Consider the following 18,764-nt stretch of genomic DNA (forward strand, 5'->3'; position numbering starts at 1 on the left):
TAGGCGAGAAATTGAAAAAAAATTTAGGAGGGGTATCATGGAACAGAGTGTATTGGAAATCAATAAGGAATTAGTTACGAGGGCAAGAAATCTCATACCAAAACTGAGGGAGCATAGCAATGAGATTGATAAGAACAGTCACCTACCAGATGAAATCGTAGAGTTATTGAAACAGGAAGGTCTTTTAAAGGTCCTCCGTCCAAAAATGTTTGGTGGATACCAAACAAACATGAGAACATTTACTGAAGTTGTTACAGAAATTTCCCGGGGGAATGGAAGTGCAGGCTGGTTTGCGTGCCTTAGTAATATAAGAGATTATATGATTTCCTATGTCTTTGGTGAAAAAGCATTGGATGAAATCTATGGCCCAGGAAAAGATGTGGTATTAGCAGGAAATTTTAAGCCGATAAAATGTGAGATTAGAAAAGTAGAAGGCGGCTATTACATTGAAGAAGCGCAATGGCCTTTTGTATCTGGTAGTCCACATGCTGACTGGTGTTATTTTGGATTTCCATTAGATGACGGCAATGGTGGAATCGAAATGGCCATCATGGTTGTGCCAAGGCATGAATTAGAAGTTTTGGATGACTGGTTTGTAATGGGACTAAGGGGTTCCGGCAGTAACAGTGTGAAAATCAAAGATGTATTCGTCCCTGAATATCGTGTGTCATTAGATCGCTTAGCAAGTAAACGTCATTATATGATTGAACCGCTCAGAGATGTCCCTTTATACAGGACGCCATTTGTTCCATCACTAACGCTGTCGATTGTCGGACCTGCATTAGGGCTTGCACAAGCTGCTATGGACTTCCATATGGAGCGTGTGGAAAAGGCGGGGATTGGAAATACATTCTATACAAAAATGAATGAGGCAGCAGTTACCCACTTACAAACAGCACAGGCACAATTAAAAATTGATTCAGCAGAACTTCATTTGTATCGGGCTGTTGATAAACTAGATGCTTATTCAGAAGAAGATCGCACGATGACAATGGAAGAAGTTATTCAAATGAAAGCTGATTTTGGTTATGTCAACCAACTCTGTAAGGAAGCAATTGATTTAATGGTTGCTGGGGCAGGGTCCGTGTTTACTTACGAAAATAATCCATTCCAGCTGGTTTACAGAGATTTCTTAACGATGCATTTACATGGATTTATTACTCCTTCAAGTTTAATTGAAACATATGGTAGAGTGTTGTGTGGGCAAGAACCTAATACGTATTTTGTATAATTTCTAGTATTCTATTTTAGGATTTAAATCTTTACGATAAATTATTGGAATCTTCAAAATGTTGTAAGCGTGTTCAAAACAATAAAATTTTAGGGAGGTTATATTATGAGTTTACCAGAAATCGCGAAACTAGGACATGTGGCATTAGTAACGACAGACATGGAGAAGTCACTATGGTTTTTTAAAGAAATTATTGGTTTAGAAGAGACAGAAACGGTAGATGGAACCGTGTATATGCGTGCATGGGGAGACTTTGAACACCACACACTTTCATTAACGGAAGGGGAAAAGTCACGAGTAGATCATATTGCTTGGAGGACGAAGCGTCCAGAAGATGTTGAAAGATTTGCAGAACTTCTTGAAGAAGCAGGTGCTGAAGTGAAATGGGTAGAAGCTGGAGAAGAAGCTGGGCAAGGAAGAGCCATTCGTTTTAAATTACCAAGCCAACATAGCTTTGAAATCTACTATGACGTTGAAAAACCATTGGCAGAACCTTCGAAACGATCTGTTCTGAAGAACCAAACATATAAATCATGGGCAAGGGGTATATCACCACGAAGAATTGATCATGTCAACCTATTAACATCTTTAAAAGCAAACGAAATCTCAGATTTTCTACAAGAAAAACTTGGCTTTAAAATGCGTGAATTAATTAAAGCACCAGATGATTCCTATTTAGGTACATGGTTAAGTGTTACACCACTAGTTCATGATATTGCCATAAGTCATGACCCATTTGCTCCGACCACACATCAGATACATCATTTTTCTTATTGGTTGGACAATGCACAAGATTTGTTAAGAGCAGCGGATATTTTAACAGAGCACGGTATTGAGTTTAAAGGGCCAGGGAAGCACGGTATCTCTCAAGCGATGTATATTTATGCTATTGATCCAGGTAGTGGCGTACGTGTGGAGTTATTTACGAACGGATACCTTATTTTCGAACCAGATTGGGAGCCAATCGAGTGGACATTAGATGAAATGGATGTTGGTTTTACATTCTGGGGAGATCAAATGGACACTAAACCAGAGAATAACCCTACAATCGAAGCATAAGGGTTACGTTATTTTATAGAATCATAGTTTAATAGTCGAGTTGGAAAGGGGTATCTAGTGTGGATGATCGTCAATTTCGAAATGCAATGGGTAAATTTGCAACTGGTGTTACTGTAGTAACTACCGAATTAAATGGGGAAGTACATGGCATGACCGCAAATGCCTTTATGTCCGTTTCCCTTGATCCTAAACTTGTTGTTGTTTCTATAGGAGAAAGAGCACGTCTTCTTCCAAAATTAAAGGAAGCAAATAAGTTTACAGTAAATATTTTAGCTTCGGATCAGCAAGAAATTTCAATGATTTTCGCTGGTCAATTAAAGGATCAGAAGAAGACTGTTTCCTTCGAACGGCTTGAAGGTCAAGCAGTTATTCCAGGTGCATTAGCACAAGTAGTATGTGAAGTATCTGCTGAACATGTAGAAGGGGACCATACGTTATTTATTGGAAAAGTTATCGATATTCGTTTGGAAGAAGGAGATCCACTTGTTTTCTTTAGTGGTCGCTATCGAACATTAGCAGAGGAAACAAACTAAGACTCTTAAGAGGGAAAAGGAGCATTTCCAATGGATATACAAAAAGCAGCAAATGCGCTATTGAAAGCGGAAATAACAAAACAGCCCATTGAACCATTCACATCATCAGCAGAAGAAATTTCTGCTGATGATGCTTACCTTATTCAATTAGAGCAAATACGACAAAAGGTGGAAAAAGGTGCTGTTATTGTTGGGAAAAAAATTGGCCTTACAAGTAAAGTAATGCAAGAAATGTTCAATGTGAATGAACCGGATTATGGTCATATTCTTGATAATATGGTTTACAAAAATGGAGAAACTGTTTTACTTGATAGTTTCCTACAACCAAGAGTGGAATTTGAAATCGCCTTCGTTTTAAAAAAGGATCTAACGGGTCCAAATGTGACTGTCGATGAGGTGATAGACGCCGTTGATTATATCGTACCTGCTATTGAAATTATTGACAGTCGTATAAAAGATTGGAAATTTAAATACGAAGATACCGTTGCTGATAACGGATCTTCTGGTGGTGCAATTGTTGGTGGAAAACCGATTAAATTAAGTGATGTTGATTTACCAGCTATTCGTATGAATGTATATAGAAATGGGGAATTGATGGATACAGCAACAGCAGAAGCTGTAATGGGAAATCCCTTACACGCTGTTGCATGGCTTGCAAACGCCCTTAGCCGTTATGATATATCTCTTCATAGGGAAGAAATCATCCTTTCTGGTGCCCTTTCAAAGGCAGTTCCTATTCAAGATGGCGATACTTTTATAGCCGAATTTGATCATATTGGAGCTGTATCTGCAACATTTAAAGAAGGAGGGCAATAAAAATGACGAAGTATAAAGTCGGGATTATCGGATCAGGTAATATTGGTACTGATTTAATGTATAAAGTGGAACGATGTGATCATTTAGAAATGAGTGTTATGGTTGGCATAGATCCAACATCGGAGGGGCTTAAGCGTGCCCATAACCATGGTTACGTGACCATTGATAATGGTATCGATGGCCTTCTTGAACAACCTGATTTAGTGGATATCGTTTACGATGCTACTACGGCAAAGGCTCATAAATCTCATAGTGAAAAACTCATAGCAATTGGTAAGAGGGTGATAGATTTAACCCCGGCAGCCATTGGGCCTTTTACTGTACCTCCGGTAAATTTATTACAAAACCTCGATCAGCGGAATGTTAATATGGTCACTTGTGGTGGTCAAGCAACGATTCCTATTGTCCATGCAATTAATCGTGTTAGCCAAGTAGAGTATGCGGAAATCGTTGCAACCATTGCAAGTAAAAGTGCCGGTCCAGGAACGAGGGCAAATATCGACGAGTTTACAAGGACGACTTCTAGAGCATTAGAGATTGTCGGTGGTGCTAAAAAGGGGAAAGCGATTATTATTTTAAACCCAGCGGAACCTCCTATCATTATGCGTGATACGGTTCATGCCCTTGTAGCAGAAGTAGAAAACGAAGAAGAAATTATCACATCCATCGAACAAATGGCAGAAGAAGTGAGGACATATGTACCTGGTTATCGTCTCCGTGGGAAGCCTATGTTTGATGGTAAGAAGATTTCCGTATTTATCGAAGTAGAGGGGGCAGGGGATTTCTTCCCACCATACTCTGGTAATTTGGATATTATGACAGCTGCCGCAGCTCAGGTAGGGGAGGAACTAGCAAAACAGTTGTCTAGAGAGGCTATCAAGTAAAGGAGGTATAAAGATGGGAAAACGCAGTTTTGAAATTTTAGATGTAACCCTTCGGGACGGAAGCCATGCAATGAAGCATGCATTTACGGAGGAACAAGTAAGAGAAACAGCAAGAGGTCTTGATCAAGCTGGTGTTACTTACTTTGAAGTTACTCATGGCGACGGTCTTGGTGGATCGTCTTTGCAATACGGGTTGTCTGCTGTAGATGAATTAAAGCTAATTGAAGCAGCGGTAGAGGAATGTAAAAGTTCGCAAGTATCCGTTTTATTACTTCCTGGAATAGGGGTTAAAGAGGATCTTCAAGAGGCGGTTAAAGTTGGGGCAAAAATGGTACGTGTAGCAACACATGTGACTGAGGCAGATGTTGCAGCACAGCATATCGCTCTAGGACGTGAACTAGGGTTGAAAACGATTGGCTTTTTGATGATGGCCCATATGGCACCCGTTGAGAAAATTGTGGAACAAGGAAAGTTATTTGAGAGTTATGGAGCGGAAGTAGTATATGTTACCGACTCTGCTGGATACCTCTTGCCCCATGAGGTAAAGGAACGAATCGCCGCACTGAAAAATGAGCTCACCTGTGAAGTTGGCTTCCATGGCCATAATAATCTTTCTATGGCAATGGCTAATACTATAGCAGCAGTTCAAGCAGGGGCAACCTATATTGATGGGAGTCTCCGTTGTCTAGGTGCAGGTAGTGGGAATACACAAACAGAGGTAATGGTAGCAGTATTAGAACGACTGGGATATAACACAGGAATAGATTTATATAAAATTATGGATGTAGCAAATGATGTGGTTGCAAAATATATGCATCGACCCCAAGAAGTGACAGGATCTAGTTTAATTATGGGCTATTCAGGTGTTTACTCTAGTTTTCTTCTACATACGCAGGCAGCTGCACAAAAATTTGGTGTTGATGAACGGGATATATTAGTAGAGTTAGGAAAGATGAAAGCAGTTGGAGGCCAAGAGGATTTAATATACGACGTAGCTCAAAGATTTGCACTAAAAAAAAGTTCTCTCGTGTAATAACCTATGAAATACTTGTTGTTATGGGGGAATTTTCTATCTATCTAAATCCTTACTTCTTAAAAGGGAGGATATTATGAACATTCATTTAGATGAATATCAAAATGTCGTTAAAGATGGAAATAAGAAGATTTTATCTACCACTGCTGGATTTGGGCTTCTTCGTAAGGGATTGATTGAAAACTTAGGGCAAAAAAGAGCAAAAGGTTTTCTTCTTCGCTATGGGTGGAGTTTAGGTGTAAGTGTCGCCCAGGAAGCGATGAAACAAAGCTCCGACATTGTTGAATTAATCAAACAAGCATCCACCTTACATTTGAATACTGGACATATTAGTGATATGAAGTCTGAAAGATTTATTGAAACAGACGATTCGGGGAATATAAAGTCCATTCGTGCACATGGAACGTGGATGGATTCTTTTGAAGCAAATGAGCATCTTAAGCACCATGGTATATCTGACTCCCCCGTTTGTCATACGTTGACCGGATATGCCAGCGGTTATATGACTACGATCTTAAATAGAGAGATCATATTAATCGAGACTTCCTGCATTGGTAACGGAGATGAACAATGTAGATACGAAATGAGACAATTGGAAGATTGGGGAAGTGAAGTAGAAGAAGAACTTGCCCTTTATAACGAAATGAATATTATAGAAGAGTTGAATGAGACATACGAACAACTGTTGGAACAGAAAAATTATATTGATAAAGTAGCAAAATTCCATACAAAATTAACGGAAAGTATTTCGGATGGAAGGAATTTACAAGATATTGCTGATACAACGTTTAAATTGTTAGGGATTCCCGTATCTATTGAAGATTTGAATTTCCAGAAAATTGTCTACTCGGGGACGAATGAAGAAGATTATGTCCAATTAAACCAAGACTTATTGAAGTATTTAAATAATAAATTGTACAGGAATCATCATTCATTTCCTTTATATAAAGAGACAATTCGGTTAAAAACAAAGTTACAAGATCGTCTTATTACTCCTATCTATGTTCAAAAAAAGGTTATTGGATATTGCACCTTTTATCAATTTATCGATTCAACCACCATTTCAGAGAATGATGTACTATTCGTAGAAAGAGTGGCAAATGCAGCTTCTTTATATTTATTAAATGAAAAAACTAGTTTTGAAGCGATTGAAAAAATGAAGGGATATTTTTTAGAACAAGTTTTGAAGAGGCAATTTATGTCTAAAGAGGATGTCATTAGTCGTGGTAGATATATGGGAATAGATCTTCATTCTCCATTTTATATAGCTGCAATTGATTATACGGAAAAGAGAAAATTAGTGAAGAATAATCCGGATCATTTTGATCTATTTTTGGAAACCATTGTAAAATTCCTTGATATTAAAGGATATAAAGTACTAATTGGTCAGCATGAAGGACACATAATCATGCTATTACCTGAAGTAGACAATAAAATATCTATATTTGAGTCCATTTTAAAACATATAGAAAAGAGCTTTCCTAACTATCGATATCAAGTTGGAATTAGTGACAAAGCGGATGATATTGACGATATACTAGACTATTTGGAAGAGGCACTTATCGCTTTACGCATGTCTACAGATCAAAAGATTATTTACTTTAAAGATTTAGGGATAGTAGGTGTGTTAATTAATTCAAAGAATGTAAGCGGTATTAAAAAGATAGCAAAACAAGAGCTAGGGCCCCTATATAGTCTACGAGAAACAAAAAAGAAGGAGTTATTAAAAACACTTTATGTATTTCTCGCAAATGGCGGGAAACTACAGCAAACTATGGATGACCTTGCATTATCCATGAGTGGGCTTACGTACCGTGTAAATAAAATAGAGCAGATGATTAATAAGGATTTACGGGACCCTACTCAAAGCTATCAACTCTTGCTTATTTTGGATTCACTTATTGCTTTAGGGGAGTTGGATTTGTAACCCATCCTAGCTGTAGTGGACAATAGTAACAATGTCTAAGGCGAAAAATTATTGTCAAGGACGTTGTTACTATATCTATGATTAGAATTACCAAGGGCTGCATTAAGTTGCTAGCTTTATTTTTTTATTTATTATTAGAAGAATCTCCACCCTTATGTAACCCCAGCGTTAAAACTAAGAACTCTTAATAAATAGCAGACTCATATTTAGTTTAAATGGAAATCCAATAAAAAATATTGAAAATTCATAAGAAAATGACTAGTTTTTCTCCTTTAAATTGAAAACGCTTTATTATACACTTCTGTTATTACTAAGATTAATATGATGGAAATAAAGTAAATGCTAAATAGCTTGTTTTTATTTTAGTTTGCTTATTCATTTAGTATTTATAGGCGAAGTTAATTATTTATTAACTTTGTTAACATTATTAAAGTTCAAAAATTCTAAATGTTCAAACTTGATAAGGGGGTAGGAGAATGGGGGCATTTATTATTAAAAGGTTGTTTCAAACTATAGCAGTTTTATTTTTTGTTACTTTAATTGTATTCATGATAATTCAAATATTACCGGGTGATCCAGCTCAAACGATGCTTGGCGCTGATGCAAGTCAAGAACAAATCCAAAAATTACGTGAAGAATTAGGATTAAATGACCCATTTATTGTTCAGTATTTTAACTGGGCAGCTGGAGTAATAGGAGGGGACTTAGGGCATTCCATTTTTTATAAAGAAACAGTTATCAACTTAATGAGTTCACGATTTCCAATTACTCTAACCATTGGTATATCTGCGTTAATAGTTACAGTGATAATTGGTATTCCATTAGGAGTAATTGCAGCGGTTAATCGAGGTGGAGCTATTGATTCAGTTGTAGTAGTTCTATCGAATATTGGAATTGCTACACCAAATTTTTGGTTAGGTATTTTAGGAGTATATTTTTTAAGTTTAAAGTTAGGCTGGTTGCCAGTACAAGGCTATGTATCGCCATTTACGGATCCTATAGGTGGATTGAAAACAATCATAATGCCTGTACTTGTTTTGGCGGCTACAACAATTGCATCAGTAATGAGACAAACGAGATCAGCAATGCTTGAAGTAATACACCAAGACTTTATTCGGACTGCAAGGTCAAAAGGACTTAAGGAAAGGTTCGTCATCATTAAGCATGGTTTACGCAATGCGCTAATACCAGTTATTACGTTACTAGGATTACAGTTAGGGAATATAATTGGCGGTACAGTCCTGATTGAACAAGTATTTAATATACCAGGAATGGGATCTCTTTTAGTCAGTTCTGTTTTTATGAAGGATTTTATTGTCGTTCAAGCATGTGTACTAGTTATTGCTGTATTAGTTGTTTTTGCAAATTTATTTGTTGATTTAGCTTATCGATTGATTGACCCACGTATTAAATATAACTAAATAGAAAGGTGTGAATAAATACTGTGGAAGCTACTCAAAAAGTAGAAATAAATGTTCCCCGTAGGAAAAGTGAATTTCAAAAGTTTATAAAAGTGTTACTAGCTAGGAAAGTAGTTGTGATAAGTTTAAGTATCCTTTTCTTATTGGTGGTAGTAGCTATATTTGCTCCTTGGATTGCTCCTTACAATCCATATACTCAAAACATAGCAAATTCGTTACAACCACCAAGTAAAGAACATATATTAGGAACGGATCAATTAGGTAGAGATGTATTAAGTAGAATTATTTATGGTTCGAGAGCTTCCTTAATTGTAGGATTTTCCTCTGTAGCTTTAGCTGGTGTTATTGGGAGTACATTAGGCTTGGTTGCTGGATATTTCGGAGGAATTCTTGATTCGATAATAATGCGGTTTATGGATGCTTTACTTGCTATTCCTCCAATTGTTTTAGCACTTTCATTAGGAGCTGCTTTAGGGGGCGGTTTAGTCGGGGTAGTTGTTGCGTTAGGTGTCGCACTAATCCCCACGTATGCACGTTTAATGCGTGGCCAAGTAATGGCTGTTCGAGAAATGGATTATATAAAAGCTGGTGAAATAAGTGGTATTAGTAACTTACGTAATATCCTAGTTCATGTAATGCCAAATTGTATCTCACCAATAATTGTATTAGCTACATTAAATCTAGGTATAGCGATATTAGCAGAAGCAGGACTTAGTTTTCTTGGGTTAGGTGTAAATCCACCTCAAGCAGCATGGGGATCAATGGTAAATGACGGATATCAATATCTATCTAGGTTACCAGGGCTATCATTTGCTCCAGGTTTATGCATTGTTTTAGTAGTTATGGCATTTAACATCGTAGGTGATGCATTAAGGGATGCACTAGATCCGAAGCTGAGGGGCTCATTATAGCTTTATAGACGATAAGTAAGGTGAATTTTTCCATAGATAGCCGTCTAGTCAAAGGTACGTTTAAGCGGTGTCAATGAGATCCGTGGTTGCCTTACGTTTTCATTTATAAATTACGGTACAGCCTATCTTAACAGAGAATGGAGGTAACAATAATGAGTCATTTATTAGAAGTAAAGAACTTAAAAACCTATTTTAAATTAAATGATCAAACGGTAAAAGCAGTGGATGATGTTTCTTATCATGTAAATGAGGGTGAAATTGTTGCTATTGTTGGAGAAAGTGGTTCAGGAAAGTCTGTTACTCAATACTCTGGTATAAAATTGATCCCACAATCTGCAGAAATTGTTTCAGGTGAAGTTATTTTTGAAGGATCAGATTTACTAAAATACAAAGAGAATAGCGAAGAGATGAGAAAAGTTCGTGGAGGGAAAATTGGAGTCATTTTTCAAGAACCTATGACATCATTAAATCCCGTATTAACGGTCGGAGAACAAATAATGGAATCGGTTATGCTTCATAAGCAATTTTCTCGAAAAAGAGCAAAGGAAAGAGCAGTTGAATTATTAAATATGGTAGGAATTCCTGATGCTCAAGAACGAGTAAACCATTTTCCTTATCAATTTAGTGGTGGTATGCGTCAGAGAATTATGATTGCAATGGCTATGTCGTGTGATCCTAAACTATTAATAGCAGATGAAGCAACAACTGCTTTAGATGTTACTACTCAGGCACAATTGTTGGAGTTGTTAAAAGATATTGTAAAGAGAACGAATACATCAATTATATTAGTTACTCATAATTTAGGAATTGTTGCACGCTATGCAGATCGCATCTATGTTATGTATGCAGGAAGAATTGTAGAATCAGGTGAAAATAAGGATATTTTTATAAAACCAAAACATCCTTATACAATCGGCTTACTAAATTCAGTACCAAGACTAGATGATCCGAAAGATCGTAAACTAATACCTATAGAAGGATTACCTCCTGATTTAGCAAACAAACCAAAAACTTGTTCCTTTCTTGATAGATGTCCTTTTAAAATGGAGGCTTGTGAATATTCTCCTGCTCCTCAATTGGTTGAGGTAGATAAAGGACATTATGTGTCTTGTTACGCAGATATAAAAGGGAATGATTGGAATCTTAAATTTGAAGAAGAGTTTGCTAGTGCAAGCGAACAAGTAATTATGAAAAAGGAATGGAAATCCAAAGAGAATAACGGTGTCATCCTTGAAGTGCAAAATTTAAAAACATATTTTCCATTTACTAAAGGAATATTTAATAGAAAAATAGCGGATATAAAAGCGGTGGATGATGTTTCTTTTAAAGTTTATAAAGGTGAAACTTTAGGATTAGTTGGAGAGAGTGGTTGCGGGAAAACTACAGTTGCAAGAAGTATTATACGTATGTATGAGCCCACAGACGGTAAGATTATTTTTAATGGTACAGACATTGCAAAGATGTCTAAACGAAATCTGAAAAATATTAGAAAAAACATGTCACTCGTTTTTCAAGATCCTAGTAGTTCACTAGATCCTAGACAAAAGGTGTTTAATATAATTGGCGAACCTTTAATCATCAATAAATTAGTAGATAGTAAAAAGGAATTACATGAACGGGTTGAAGAATTAATGCGTCTTGTTGGGCTAGATCCTAACTTAAAAGATCGAGTACCACATGAGTTTAGTGGTGGACAACGACAACGTATTGGAATTGCCCGTGCTCTAGCGAGTAACCCTTCTTTTATTGTATGTGATGAGGCTATTTCAGCTTTGGATGTATCAATTCAAGCACAAATTATTAATTTGTTAGAAGAGTTACAGGAAAAGTTAGGATTAACTTATTTATTTATAGCACATGATTTATCTGTAGTTCGTCATATCGCTGATCGAGTTGCAGTTATGTACTTAGGAAAAATAGTGGAGATAGGTGATTGGAAATCTTTATATGATAATCCGAAACATCCATATACAAAAGCTTTATTAGATGCGGTTCCAATACCTGATCCACTCATTGAAGAACAACGGGAACACAAAGTGTTAAAAGGAGAAGTTCCAAGTTTATTATCAAGGCCTAAAGGATGTGTTTTCTCTAACCGTTGTCCAATTGCTACCGATGAGTGTAGAGAAATGGATCCACCACTAAGTGTAGAAGAAAATGGTCATGGTGTGGCGTGCATAAAAGTGTAGCGTGTACTAGGTAAAATGTTTTTTGTTTATGTGAATAAGGAGGTGTTAATTAAACCCTATGAATACTAATGGTTTGCAAAACGTATTCTGAAGATTCAGTCTTTTGTGATGGTTAAAAATTTATTGGTGTTTATTAATCGTGAAAGAACAATGAATTTTAATTATTAATAATTAGGGGGCGATACAAGATGAAGAGAAGGAATGTAAATTTTGTATTATTTATTATCACCATGATTATTTTCGTACTAACTGCTTGCTCTGATGATAGCAGTACTGAGGTTGTAGAAGGTGGAGAAGAAAATAAGGAGCAAGGTGTAACAGAAACAAGTGAAAATGACAAGTATGGAGGGACAGTGAAAGTCCGAATTGCACAACAGCCAAGGAGTTTTGGATTTCCTCCGGCAATAGCAAATAATCCGACACCTTCCATTCCCGTAGCATTACCTGCATTGGAAACTCTCGGTCGTTTTGATCAAGATGGTAATGTTCAGCCATGGCTTGCCAGAGACTGGGATATGGATGATGAGGCAGAAACAGTAACTGTTTATTTAGAAGAAGGTATTAAATTCCATGATGGTACGGATTTTAATTCAGAAGCTGTTAAGTGGGTCTTTGACCAGATAATTGATACTCACCCTTCATTGTCTGCCATTGACAGCGTGGAGATAATAGATGACCATACTTTAGTTTTTCATTTTGAAGAATATATTTCTGGTGCTCATATAAATATGTTTACCATTGTTCCAATTGGTTCTCCAACTGCATACGAGGAATTAGGTGAAGAAGGGAACTGGAATCACCCAGTTGGTACAGGGCCATTTAAGTTTGACAGTATGGAAAATAATCATTATATCAAATTTGTTAGAAATGATGATTATTGGATAGATGGATTACCTTATTTAGACAGTTTTGAATTTAGAATTATTCCAAATGAAACAACTGCTATAAATACATTTTTAGCAAATGAAGTAGATATTGCCTTACATTTAGGAGCTAATAGTATCGCCGAATTAAATACCTCTTCAGATATTTTAGTGGTTGATCCGACAACTTCAATTGGTCTAAGGGGGATAGGTATTATACCAAATACGAGTGACCCAGATTCTCCATTAGCAGATATTCGAGTTCGAAAGGCGATATCGCACGCGATTGATAGAGAACAACTTGCTGAATCGATTTTTCATGGATATGCTACAGCATCAAATCAACTCACTTTACCTAATTCATGGAGCTATAATCCCGATTTAGATCCATTTGAGTATAATCCAGAAAAAGCTAAGGAGTTATTGGCAGAAGCTGGTTATCCTGATGGGTTTCAAACAACCATATATACACAAAATGTGAGAAGCTTTTTAATGCAAGCGGTACAAGGGTATTTAGCCGAGGTGGGAATTGAAGTTGAAGTGGATGTAGTTGAGCAAGCTCGGTTTATGTCCATGATCTATGAAGAAGGATGGGATGGATTTACAGAGTTTATTTACTATAGTGCAGGTGATGAGTTAGGTACATTACTAAGACCATTCTTTGGTCCAAGTCCAGTTTTGTGGGGAAATATAATAGGAATTCCAGAAAATGTTGTGGATTTAGTTGTTAATTTTGATCTTGAGATGGAGGAAAATAATCGTCAAAGATTAGCTCATGAACTTCAATCTGCAGTTATGGAAGAACATCATCTGTTTACACCATTATTTATTACACAAGAACCGTACTTGAAGTACAATTATGTACACGATGATGGGTATTATACGCTACGTGCCGACTTCTTTACTCCTGAAAAATTATGGATCGATAAATAATTTCAAAGTATGAGGATGAATCAAAAGGTATGATAAAGTAATGTAGAACTCGATGGTACGTTCATTACTAGTTTGAAATGACAAACCTATTTCTATCAACCTTTTTAATAGAGTGTAAAGCCATCGTATCGGAAGTTGAGCCATAAGGTAAAATCAGCCTTATGGCTCAACTTAATAATAAAAATGATTTTTCATTAATTTCTGTATTTCTATTCTTCCTATTTCCACCTAATTTCTTGCGGTTTTGTCGATAAGAACTATGTTAGACAGAATAACTTGAGAAGAGCATTATCTGTAGTGCCAGGAGGTATATAAAATGGCTAAAATAAATGAGACAATTAAAGGTAGTTATAAAAATAAAGACAAATTGAATGTAGTCTATATCGTATTAGATGACTCTGGATTTTCGGACTTTGGTTGTTTTGGATCAGAAATAGAAACACCAAACTTAAATTGGTTAGCTGAAAATGGACTTAGGTTCACTAACTATCATTCACCTCCCACCTGTTCACCAACACGATCCTCTTTGCTAACTGGCCGAAATCATCACGCAGTTGGGATGGCAACTGTAGCAAATTTTGATTTTGGCCCTGAATTTCCTAACAAACGCGGGAGAATAGTACCAGAAGCTGCAACTATTGCAGAAGTATTAAAGGGCAATGGATATAACAATTATGCCTTAGGGAAGTGGCATTTATCACCATCACACCAAGCAACACCTGCTGGTCCATATGATAATTGGCCTTTAGGTAAAGGGTTTGATAGATTTTATGGATTCCTTGAAGATTCTACTGATCAATATAAACCAGAAATGGTTAATGATAATACGTTCGTAGAAGACAACGAAGAGGGTTACCATGTATCAGAAGCGATTGTAAACAAAGCCAATCAGTATATTACTGATCATGTATCCATTGACCCGAATAGGCCATTCTTCCTGACTCTCAATTTTGGAGCACAGCACCAGCCGGTTCAAGTGTTTAAAGAGTATATAGATTTATACAGTGGAAAATATGATGTAGGTTGGGATGTCATTCGTAAACAGAGATTTGAAAAGCAAAAGGAGTTAGGAATTATTCCAGAAAACGCGGAATTTATCGCAAGAAATCCAGGAGTCAAAGCATGGGATGAATTAAGCTCAGAGGAACAGAAGGTTTTTGCGCGCTTCAAAGAAGTTTATGCAGGATTTTTAACACATACAGACGAACAGATTGGGAAACTTTTGGATCATTTACGAGCTGTAGATGAGTTAGATAAAACTATAGTTGTTGTTATATCTGATGATGGGGCTAGTTCTAGAGGTAGTACGAATGGATCCGTTAATCATACACTTTCCTATAATGGTATTGACCAAGATTTTGACTATATATTAGAAGATTATGATGATATGGGATCAGAAAAATCAAAAATAGAATTTCCAAACGGCTGGGCACAAGTGAGTAACACCCCTTTTAAGTTTTATAAAGCCACAACATTTGAAGGGGGATTACGGAATCCTTTAATCATTTATCATCCAACAAAAATTGAAGAAAAAGGTGGAATCCGTAATCAATATCTCCATGTAAGTGACATAACTCCAACGATATATGACTTATTAGATGTAAAGATGCCTGAAGAAGTAAAAGGTGTTAAACAAATGCCTCTTCATGGGCAGAGCTTTCTACAAGCTTTTCATAATCCCGAAGCCAGAGGGAGAGAAATACAGTATTACGAACATAATGGAATGCGGGCGATCTATTATAAAGGTTGGAAAGCAATTGGTATTCGTCGTCCAGGACAGCCGTTCGAAAATGATCCGTGGCAATTATATCATGCAGAAGTAGATTGTACAGAAAATCATAATTTAGCGGAAACAAATAAGGAAAAGTTAGTGGAATTACAAAAAATTTGGGAAGTAGAAGCAGAAAAATATAATGTTTTTCCAATGAGTGATGCAGGACCAGATGGTTTTTCCAAGATTGCTGATGATACATTACGGGCTAGAAATTATTTTGTGCTCTACCCTGGAATGTCCCATCTACCAGAAGGTGCAGCCCCATTTATAATAAACCGTTCGTATTCAATTAGGGTGCCAATTGAAAGGAAATCAGGAGCAGAAGAAGGTGTATTAGTTGCCCTAGGTGGCAGTGAGAGTGGGTATACATTGTATATAAAAAATAATCGTCTTGTCTATGAATATAACATTGGAACGATGCTGTACCGAGTGGAATCAAGAGAGGATGTTCCTAAGGGAGAAATTACGGTAGAATTATACTTCAAACGTACTGGAAATTATAAAGGAGTAGCTTCTTTATATATAGACGATTGTAAAGTTGGAGAAGGGGCAATCGAACAAACACACCCTTATAAACTATCATTTGAAGGCCTAGATATTGGAAAGGATAGTAGGTACCCTGTAAGTCCAGTTTATCGGAACTTAGGAGAATTCTCTTTCACTGGGATTATTAAAAAAGTAATTTATGATATTGTAGCGGAAAAGTAAAACAAATATAACGAGACCAAAAATGATAAGTTTTTGTAACTTATTTCCTTTTTGGTCTCATTTTCACTATGAAAAAAATTTATTTTTCACAGAAAGAGGGTTTATATTGTCACTAAGTATGAACATAATACAAGCTATTCGTCTCAGACAAGAAAAGGGGATTCCAGAGAGTATTCGTGAAAAGGCGAAACTGCATATTTTAGATACGCTTGCCATTTCATTCGCTGCATACAAAGGCGCACCAATTGCAAGGAAATCTATATCTAGTATTCTTTTAGGGTCAGGAGGTGGCCGGGGTCGTATTCTTGGAAGTGAGCAACTACTACCTCCAGCCTATGCGGCGTTTGCTAACACCGTTTTAGCACACGCCTTAGACTATGATGATATTAATGACGAAGCGAGAATTCATCCTACACCAATCATACTGGCCGCTTCCTTAGCTGCCGCTGATTTAGAACAGGAGGAAGCAACTGACCTTGTTGCTATGGTAGCTCTGGGGAATGAACTGCTTTGTCGCCTTGGTTATGCCATTGAACCTAAAGGTATTGGTACCGATTCCAATTGGTTTTTATCGCAACTATTTGGTTATATTGGAGCAGCAATTACAGCAGGACTGGTCCTCCGTTTAGATGATTCTCAAATGGCTCATGCAATTGGTCTAGCCTATATGCAAGCAGCAGGTGGAAAGGAAGCAGGAGTAGGAGTTGGGTCTGAAGCGAGGTCCATTTATCCTGCTTTTGCTTCGATGGGCGGTGTTCAAGCGGCGTTCCTTGCCCGAGGGGGAGTAACAGCACCATTGAGCAGCTTGGATGGGAAGACAGGGCTTTTTCCTATTTATTTTGGAAAAAACTTAAGTGATACTCAACGAAATATATTGTTAAATACAGAAACATGGGCATTTTCTTCTACTTCTATTAAGCTATATCCTAGCTGTCGTTACTCTCACTCTTATATCAAGTCAGCTTTGCTACTTCGAGAGGATGTGAGACTCGATCAGGTCGAAAAGATAATTATAGGGGTAAATGAAACGGCACGTATGTTATGCCAACCCTTAAAGGAGCGTTGTTACCCTCAGACACTACAAGATGCAAAATTTAGTATTCCATTTATGGTTGCTTTTGCTTTCGTTCACGGACGGGTTGACTTGAACAATTTAACGGAGTCTGCTCTTCATGATTCATTAGTACTACGTATCGTTGAGCTTATTGAGATTGACGATACACAACCTAATAAACTAGGATTGCCTTTAGGGGATATAACATGTTTGAGCTCTCAAGGAGTATTTAGCCGAAGGGAAACTATTGAAACGGAAGTAACCTTCGATGTAGTTTATAATAAATTTTTACAATGTTGTTATTTTTCCGAGATAGAAGATCCAAAAAAATTGTGGCGTACGCTTTATCATAATATGGATTTTAACTTGCTAGATAAAGTACCTATTTTTGAGTCTTTCGGAAGCGGAATTCAATAAAAAGTATTGGAAAAGGAATGAATCTCAACTAATTTTTAGTCTAGAAAATGTCTCTAGAATTTTCTAAAATTTCAGTAATAACAGTCATTATACATGTTTAAAATGAGGTATTACATATAGGAAGTTTTTTTCTTATATATGAAGAGGAGGAGATATATTGTGTCTACAGTTCAACAAACGTTACTAAAAACGGACAATTTTACAACGTATTTAAATCGGACGGGGGAAGGAAATGAACAAGCTATTTTATTTCTTCATGGTTCAGGTCCCGGTGTCACGGCTTTGGCTAACTGGAAATATGCTCTAAAAGCATGCAGTGAAACGTATGATTGTCTTGCACCTGATTTATTTGGATTTGGACAGAGTAGTCATCCAGAGAATCTTCCGAAAAACAGACAAGGTTGGATGGATTGCTGGGTGAAGCAAATGATGGAGTTGCTTGATAATCTAGGTCATAAAAAAGTCCATGTTGTTGGGAATTCGTTAGGATGTTCCATTGCATTGGAATTATTACTAGAGTATCCTGATAGATTCGATAAAGTTGTGTTAATGGGTCCTGGTGGCACTCCAAACACAAAATTAAGTCATGAATTAGCACGTGCAAAAGGATTTTACGATAACCCTTCAGAGAAAAAGTTAAAGCAAATTCTGAGTTGGTTCGTCTACGATGAAAAGAAAATGGCTCCTGAAATAGAAGGCCTTGTAGCTTCCAGGTTTGAAACGGCAATGCGACCAGAAGTACGTCGCTCCAATGATTCTATTTTCTCTACGGCTGCAGTACCAGTTCCCGTGACAGCACTCAACAGAATCGTAAATTCTGTTTTACTCGTACATGGTCGTGATGACCGAGTATGTTCTGTGGAATCTAGTTACTATCTATTGTCTCACTTGCCTAATGCCCAACTTCATGTTTTTGGGAAATGCGGACATTGGACACAAATAGAACATCATGAAAGCTTTAATAATTTAATACTAAACTTTTTTTCTAGTACGATTTAATGTAATAGAGGG

The 18,764-nt window shown here is 36.8% G+C and carries 14 protein-coding genes; all 14 read left to right on the plus strand.

The window, feature by feature from the left end:
- Positions 1-37: 37 nt before the first annotated feature.
- The 14 genes from J2S74_RS22285 (at position 38) to J2S74_RS22350 (ending at position 18,752) form a co-directional block, all read left to right on the plus strand.
- Entirely contained in the window at positions 38-1,231 is a 1,194-nt protein-coding gene (locus tag J2S74_RS22285) for an acyl-CoA dehydrogenase family protein (protein WP_307330307.1), read from the plus strand.
- Positions 1,232-1,336: 105 nt separating this feature from the next.
- Positions 1,337-2,290, plus strand: coding sequence for a VOC family protein (locus J2S74_RS22290; protein ID WP_307330309.1), 954 nt, complete (start codon positions 1,337-1,339; stop codon positions 2,288-2,290).
- Positions 2,291-2,349: 59 nt separating this feature from the next.
- Positions 2,350-2,823 carry a flavin reductase family protein gene (locus J2S74_RS22295; RefSeq protein ID WP_307330312.1) on the plus strand — a complete coding sequence of 158 codons (474 nt, stop codon included), beginning with the start codon at positions 2,350-2,352 and terminating at the stop codon, positions 2,821-2,823.
- A 30-nt stretch (positions 2,824-2,853) separates the two neighbouring features.
- The gene (locus J2S74_RS22300; protein WP_307330315.1) at positions 2,854-3,639 is read left to right on the plus strand and encodes a 2-keto-4-pentenoate hydratase; all 786 of its coding nucleotides are present in this window, start codon (positions 2,854-2,856) and stop codon (positions 3,637-3,639) included.
- 2 nt (positions 3,640-3,641) lie between these two features.
- On the plus strand, positions 3,642-4,523 hold the full coding sequence (locus J2S74_RS22305) for an acetaldehyde dehydrogenase (acetylating) (protein ID WP_307330318.1): 882 nt from the start codon (positions 3,642-3,644) through the stop codon (positions 4,521-4,523).
- Positions 4,524-4,536: 13 nt separating this feature from the next.
- On the plus strand, positions 4,537-5,556 hold the full coding sequence (gene dmpG / locus J2S74_RS22310) for a 4-hydroxy-2-oxovalerate aldolase (RefSeq protein ID WP_307330324.1): 1,020 nt from the start codon (positions 4,537-4,539) through the stop codon (positions 5,554-5,556).
- Between the two features lie 76 nt (positions 5,557-5,632).
- Positions 5,633-7,483 carry a XylR N-terminal domain-containing protein gene (locus tag J2S74_RS22315; RefSeq protein ID WP_307330327.1) on the plus strand — a complete coding sequence of 617 codons (1,851 nt, stop codon included), beginning with the start codon at positions 5,633-5,635 and terminating at the stop codon, positions 7,481-7,483.
- A 476-nt stretch (positions 7,484-7,959) separates the two neighbouring features.
- Complete coding sequence (locus tag J2S74_RS22320) at positions 7,960-8,904, plus strand: ABC transporter permease (protein ID WP_307330330.1); 945 nt, start codon at positions 7,960-7,962, stop codon at positions 8,902-8,904.
- 23 nt (positions 8,905-8,927) lie between these two features.
- Positions 8,928-9,815: an ABC transporter permease gene (locus tag J2S74_RS22325; protein WP_307330333.1), complete on the plus strand. Its 888-nt coding sequence runs from the start codon at positions 8,928-8,930 to the stop codon at positions 9,813-9,815.
- A gap of 152 nt (positions 9,816-9,967) precedes the next feature.
- Positions 9,968-12,004 carry an ABC transporter ATP-binding protein gene (locus J2S74_RS22330; protein WP_307330337.1) on the plus strand — a complete coding sequence of 679 codons (2,037 nt, stop codon included), beginning with the start codon at positions 9,968-9,970 and terminating at the stop codon, positions 12,002-12,004.
- 188 nt (positions 12,005-12,192) lie between these two features.
- Entirely contained in the window at positions 12,193-13,800 is a 1,608-nt protein-coding gene (locus tag J2S74_RS22335; protein WP_307330341.1) for an ABC transporter substrate-binding protein, read from the plus strand.
- A 316-nt stretch (positions 13,801-14,116) separates the two neighbouring features.
- Positions 14,117-16,282, plus strand: a complete 2,166-nt coding sequence (locus J2S74_RS22340; RefSeq protein WP_307330344.1) for an arylsulfatase — start codon at positions 14,117-14,119, stop codon at positions 16,280-16,282.
- Between the two features lie 118 nt (positions 16,283-16,400).
- The gene (locus J2S74_RS22345; RefSeq protein WP_307330347.1) at positions 16,401-17,753 is read left to right on the plus strand and encodes an MmgE/PrpD family protein; all 1,353 of its coding nucleotides are present in this window, start codon (positions 16,401-16,403) and stop codon (positions 17,751-17,753) included.
- A gap of 159 nt (positions 17,754-17,912) precedes the next feature.
- Complete coding sequence (locus J2S74_RS22350; protein WP_307330350.1) at positions 17,913-18,752, plus strand: alpha/beta fold hydrolase; 840 nt, start codon at positions 17,913-17,915, stop codon at positions 18,750-18,752.
- The last annotated feature ends 12 nt before the right edge of the window (positions 18,753-18,764 follow it).

Source organism: Evansella vedderi (assembly GCF_030813435.1).
GTDB lineage: Bacteria > Bacillota > Bacilli > Bacillales > Salisediminibacteriaceae > Evansella > Evansella vedderi.

Coding starts and splice junctions, on each gene's coding strand:
- J2S74_RS22335 (WP_307330341.1), top strand. CDS start 12,193: ATGAAGAGAAGGAATGTAAATTTTGTATTATTTATTATCACCATGATT.
- J2S74_RS22330 (WP_307330337.1), top strand. CDS start 9,968: ATGAGTCATTTATTAGAAGTAAAGAACTTAAAAACCTATTTTAAATTA.
- J2S74_RS22285 (WP_307330307.1), top strand. CDS start 38: ATGGAACAGAGTGTATTGGAAATCAATAAGGAATTAGTTACGAGGGCA.
- J2S74_RS22340 (WP_307330344.1), top strand. CDS start 14,117: ATGGCTAAAATAAATGAGACAATTAAAGGTAGTTATAAAAATAAAGAC.
- J2S74_RS22345 (WP_307330347.1), top strand. CDS start 16,401: ATGAACATAATACAAGCTATTCGTCTCAGACAAGAAAAGGGGATTCCA.
- J2S74_RS22315 (WP_307330327.1), top strand. CDS start 5,633: ATGAACATTCATTTAGATGAATATCAAAATGTCGTTAAAGATGGAAAT.
- J2S74_RS22305 (WP_307330318.1), top strand. CDS start 3,642: ATGACGAAGTATAAAGTCGGGATTATCGGATCAGGTAATATTGGTACT.
- J2S74_RS22300 (WP_307330315.1), top strand. CDS start 2,854: ATGGATATACAAAAAGCAGCAAATGCGCTATTGAAAGCGGAAATAACA.
- J2S74_RS22290 (WP_307330309.1), top strand. CDS start 1,337: ATGAGTTTACCAGAAATCGCGAAACTAGGACATGTGGCATTAGTAACG.
- J2S74_RS22320 (WP_307330330.1), top strand. CDS start 7,960: ATGGGGGCATTTATTATTAAAAGGTTGTTTCAAACTATAGCAGTTTTA.
- dmpG (WP_307330324.1), top strand. CDS start 4,537: ATGGGAAAACGCAGTTTTGAAATTTTAGATGTAACCCTTCGGGACGGA.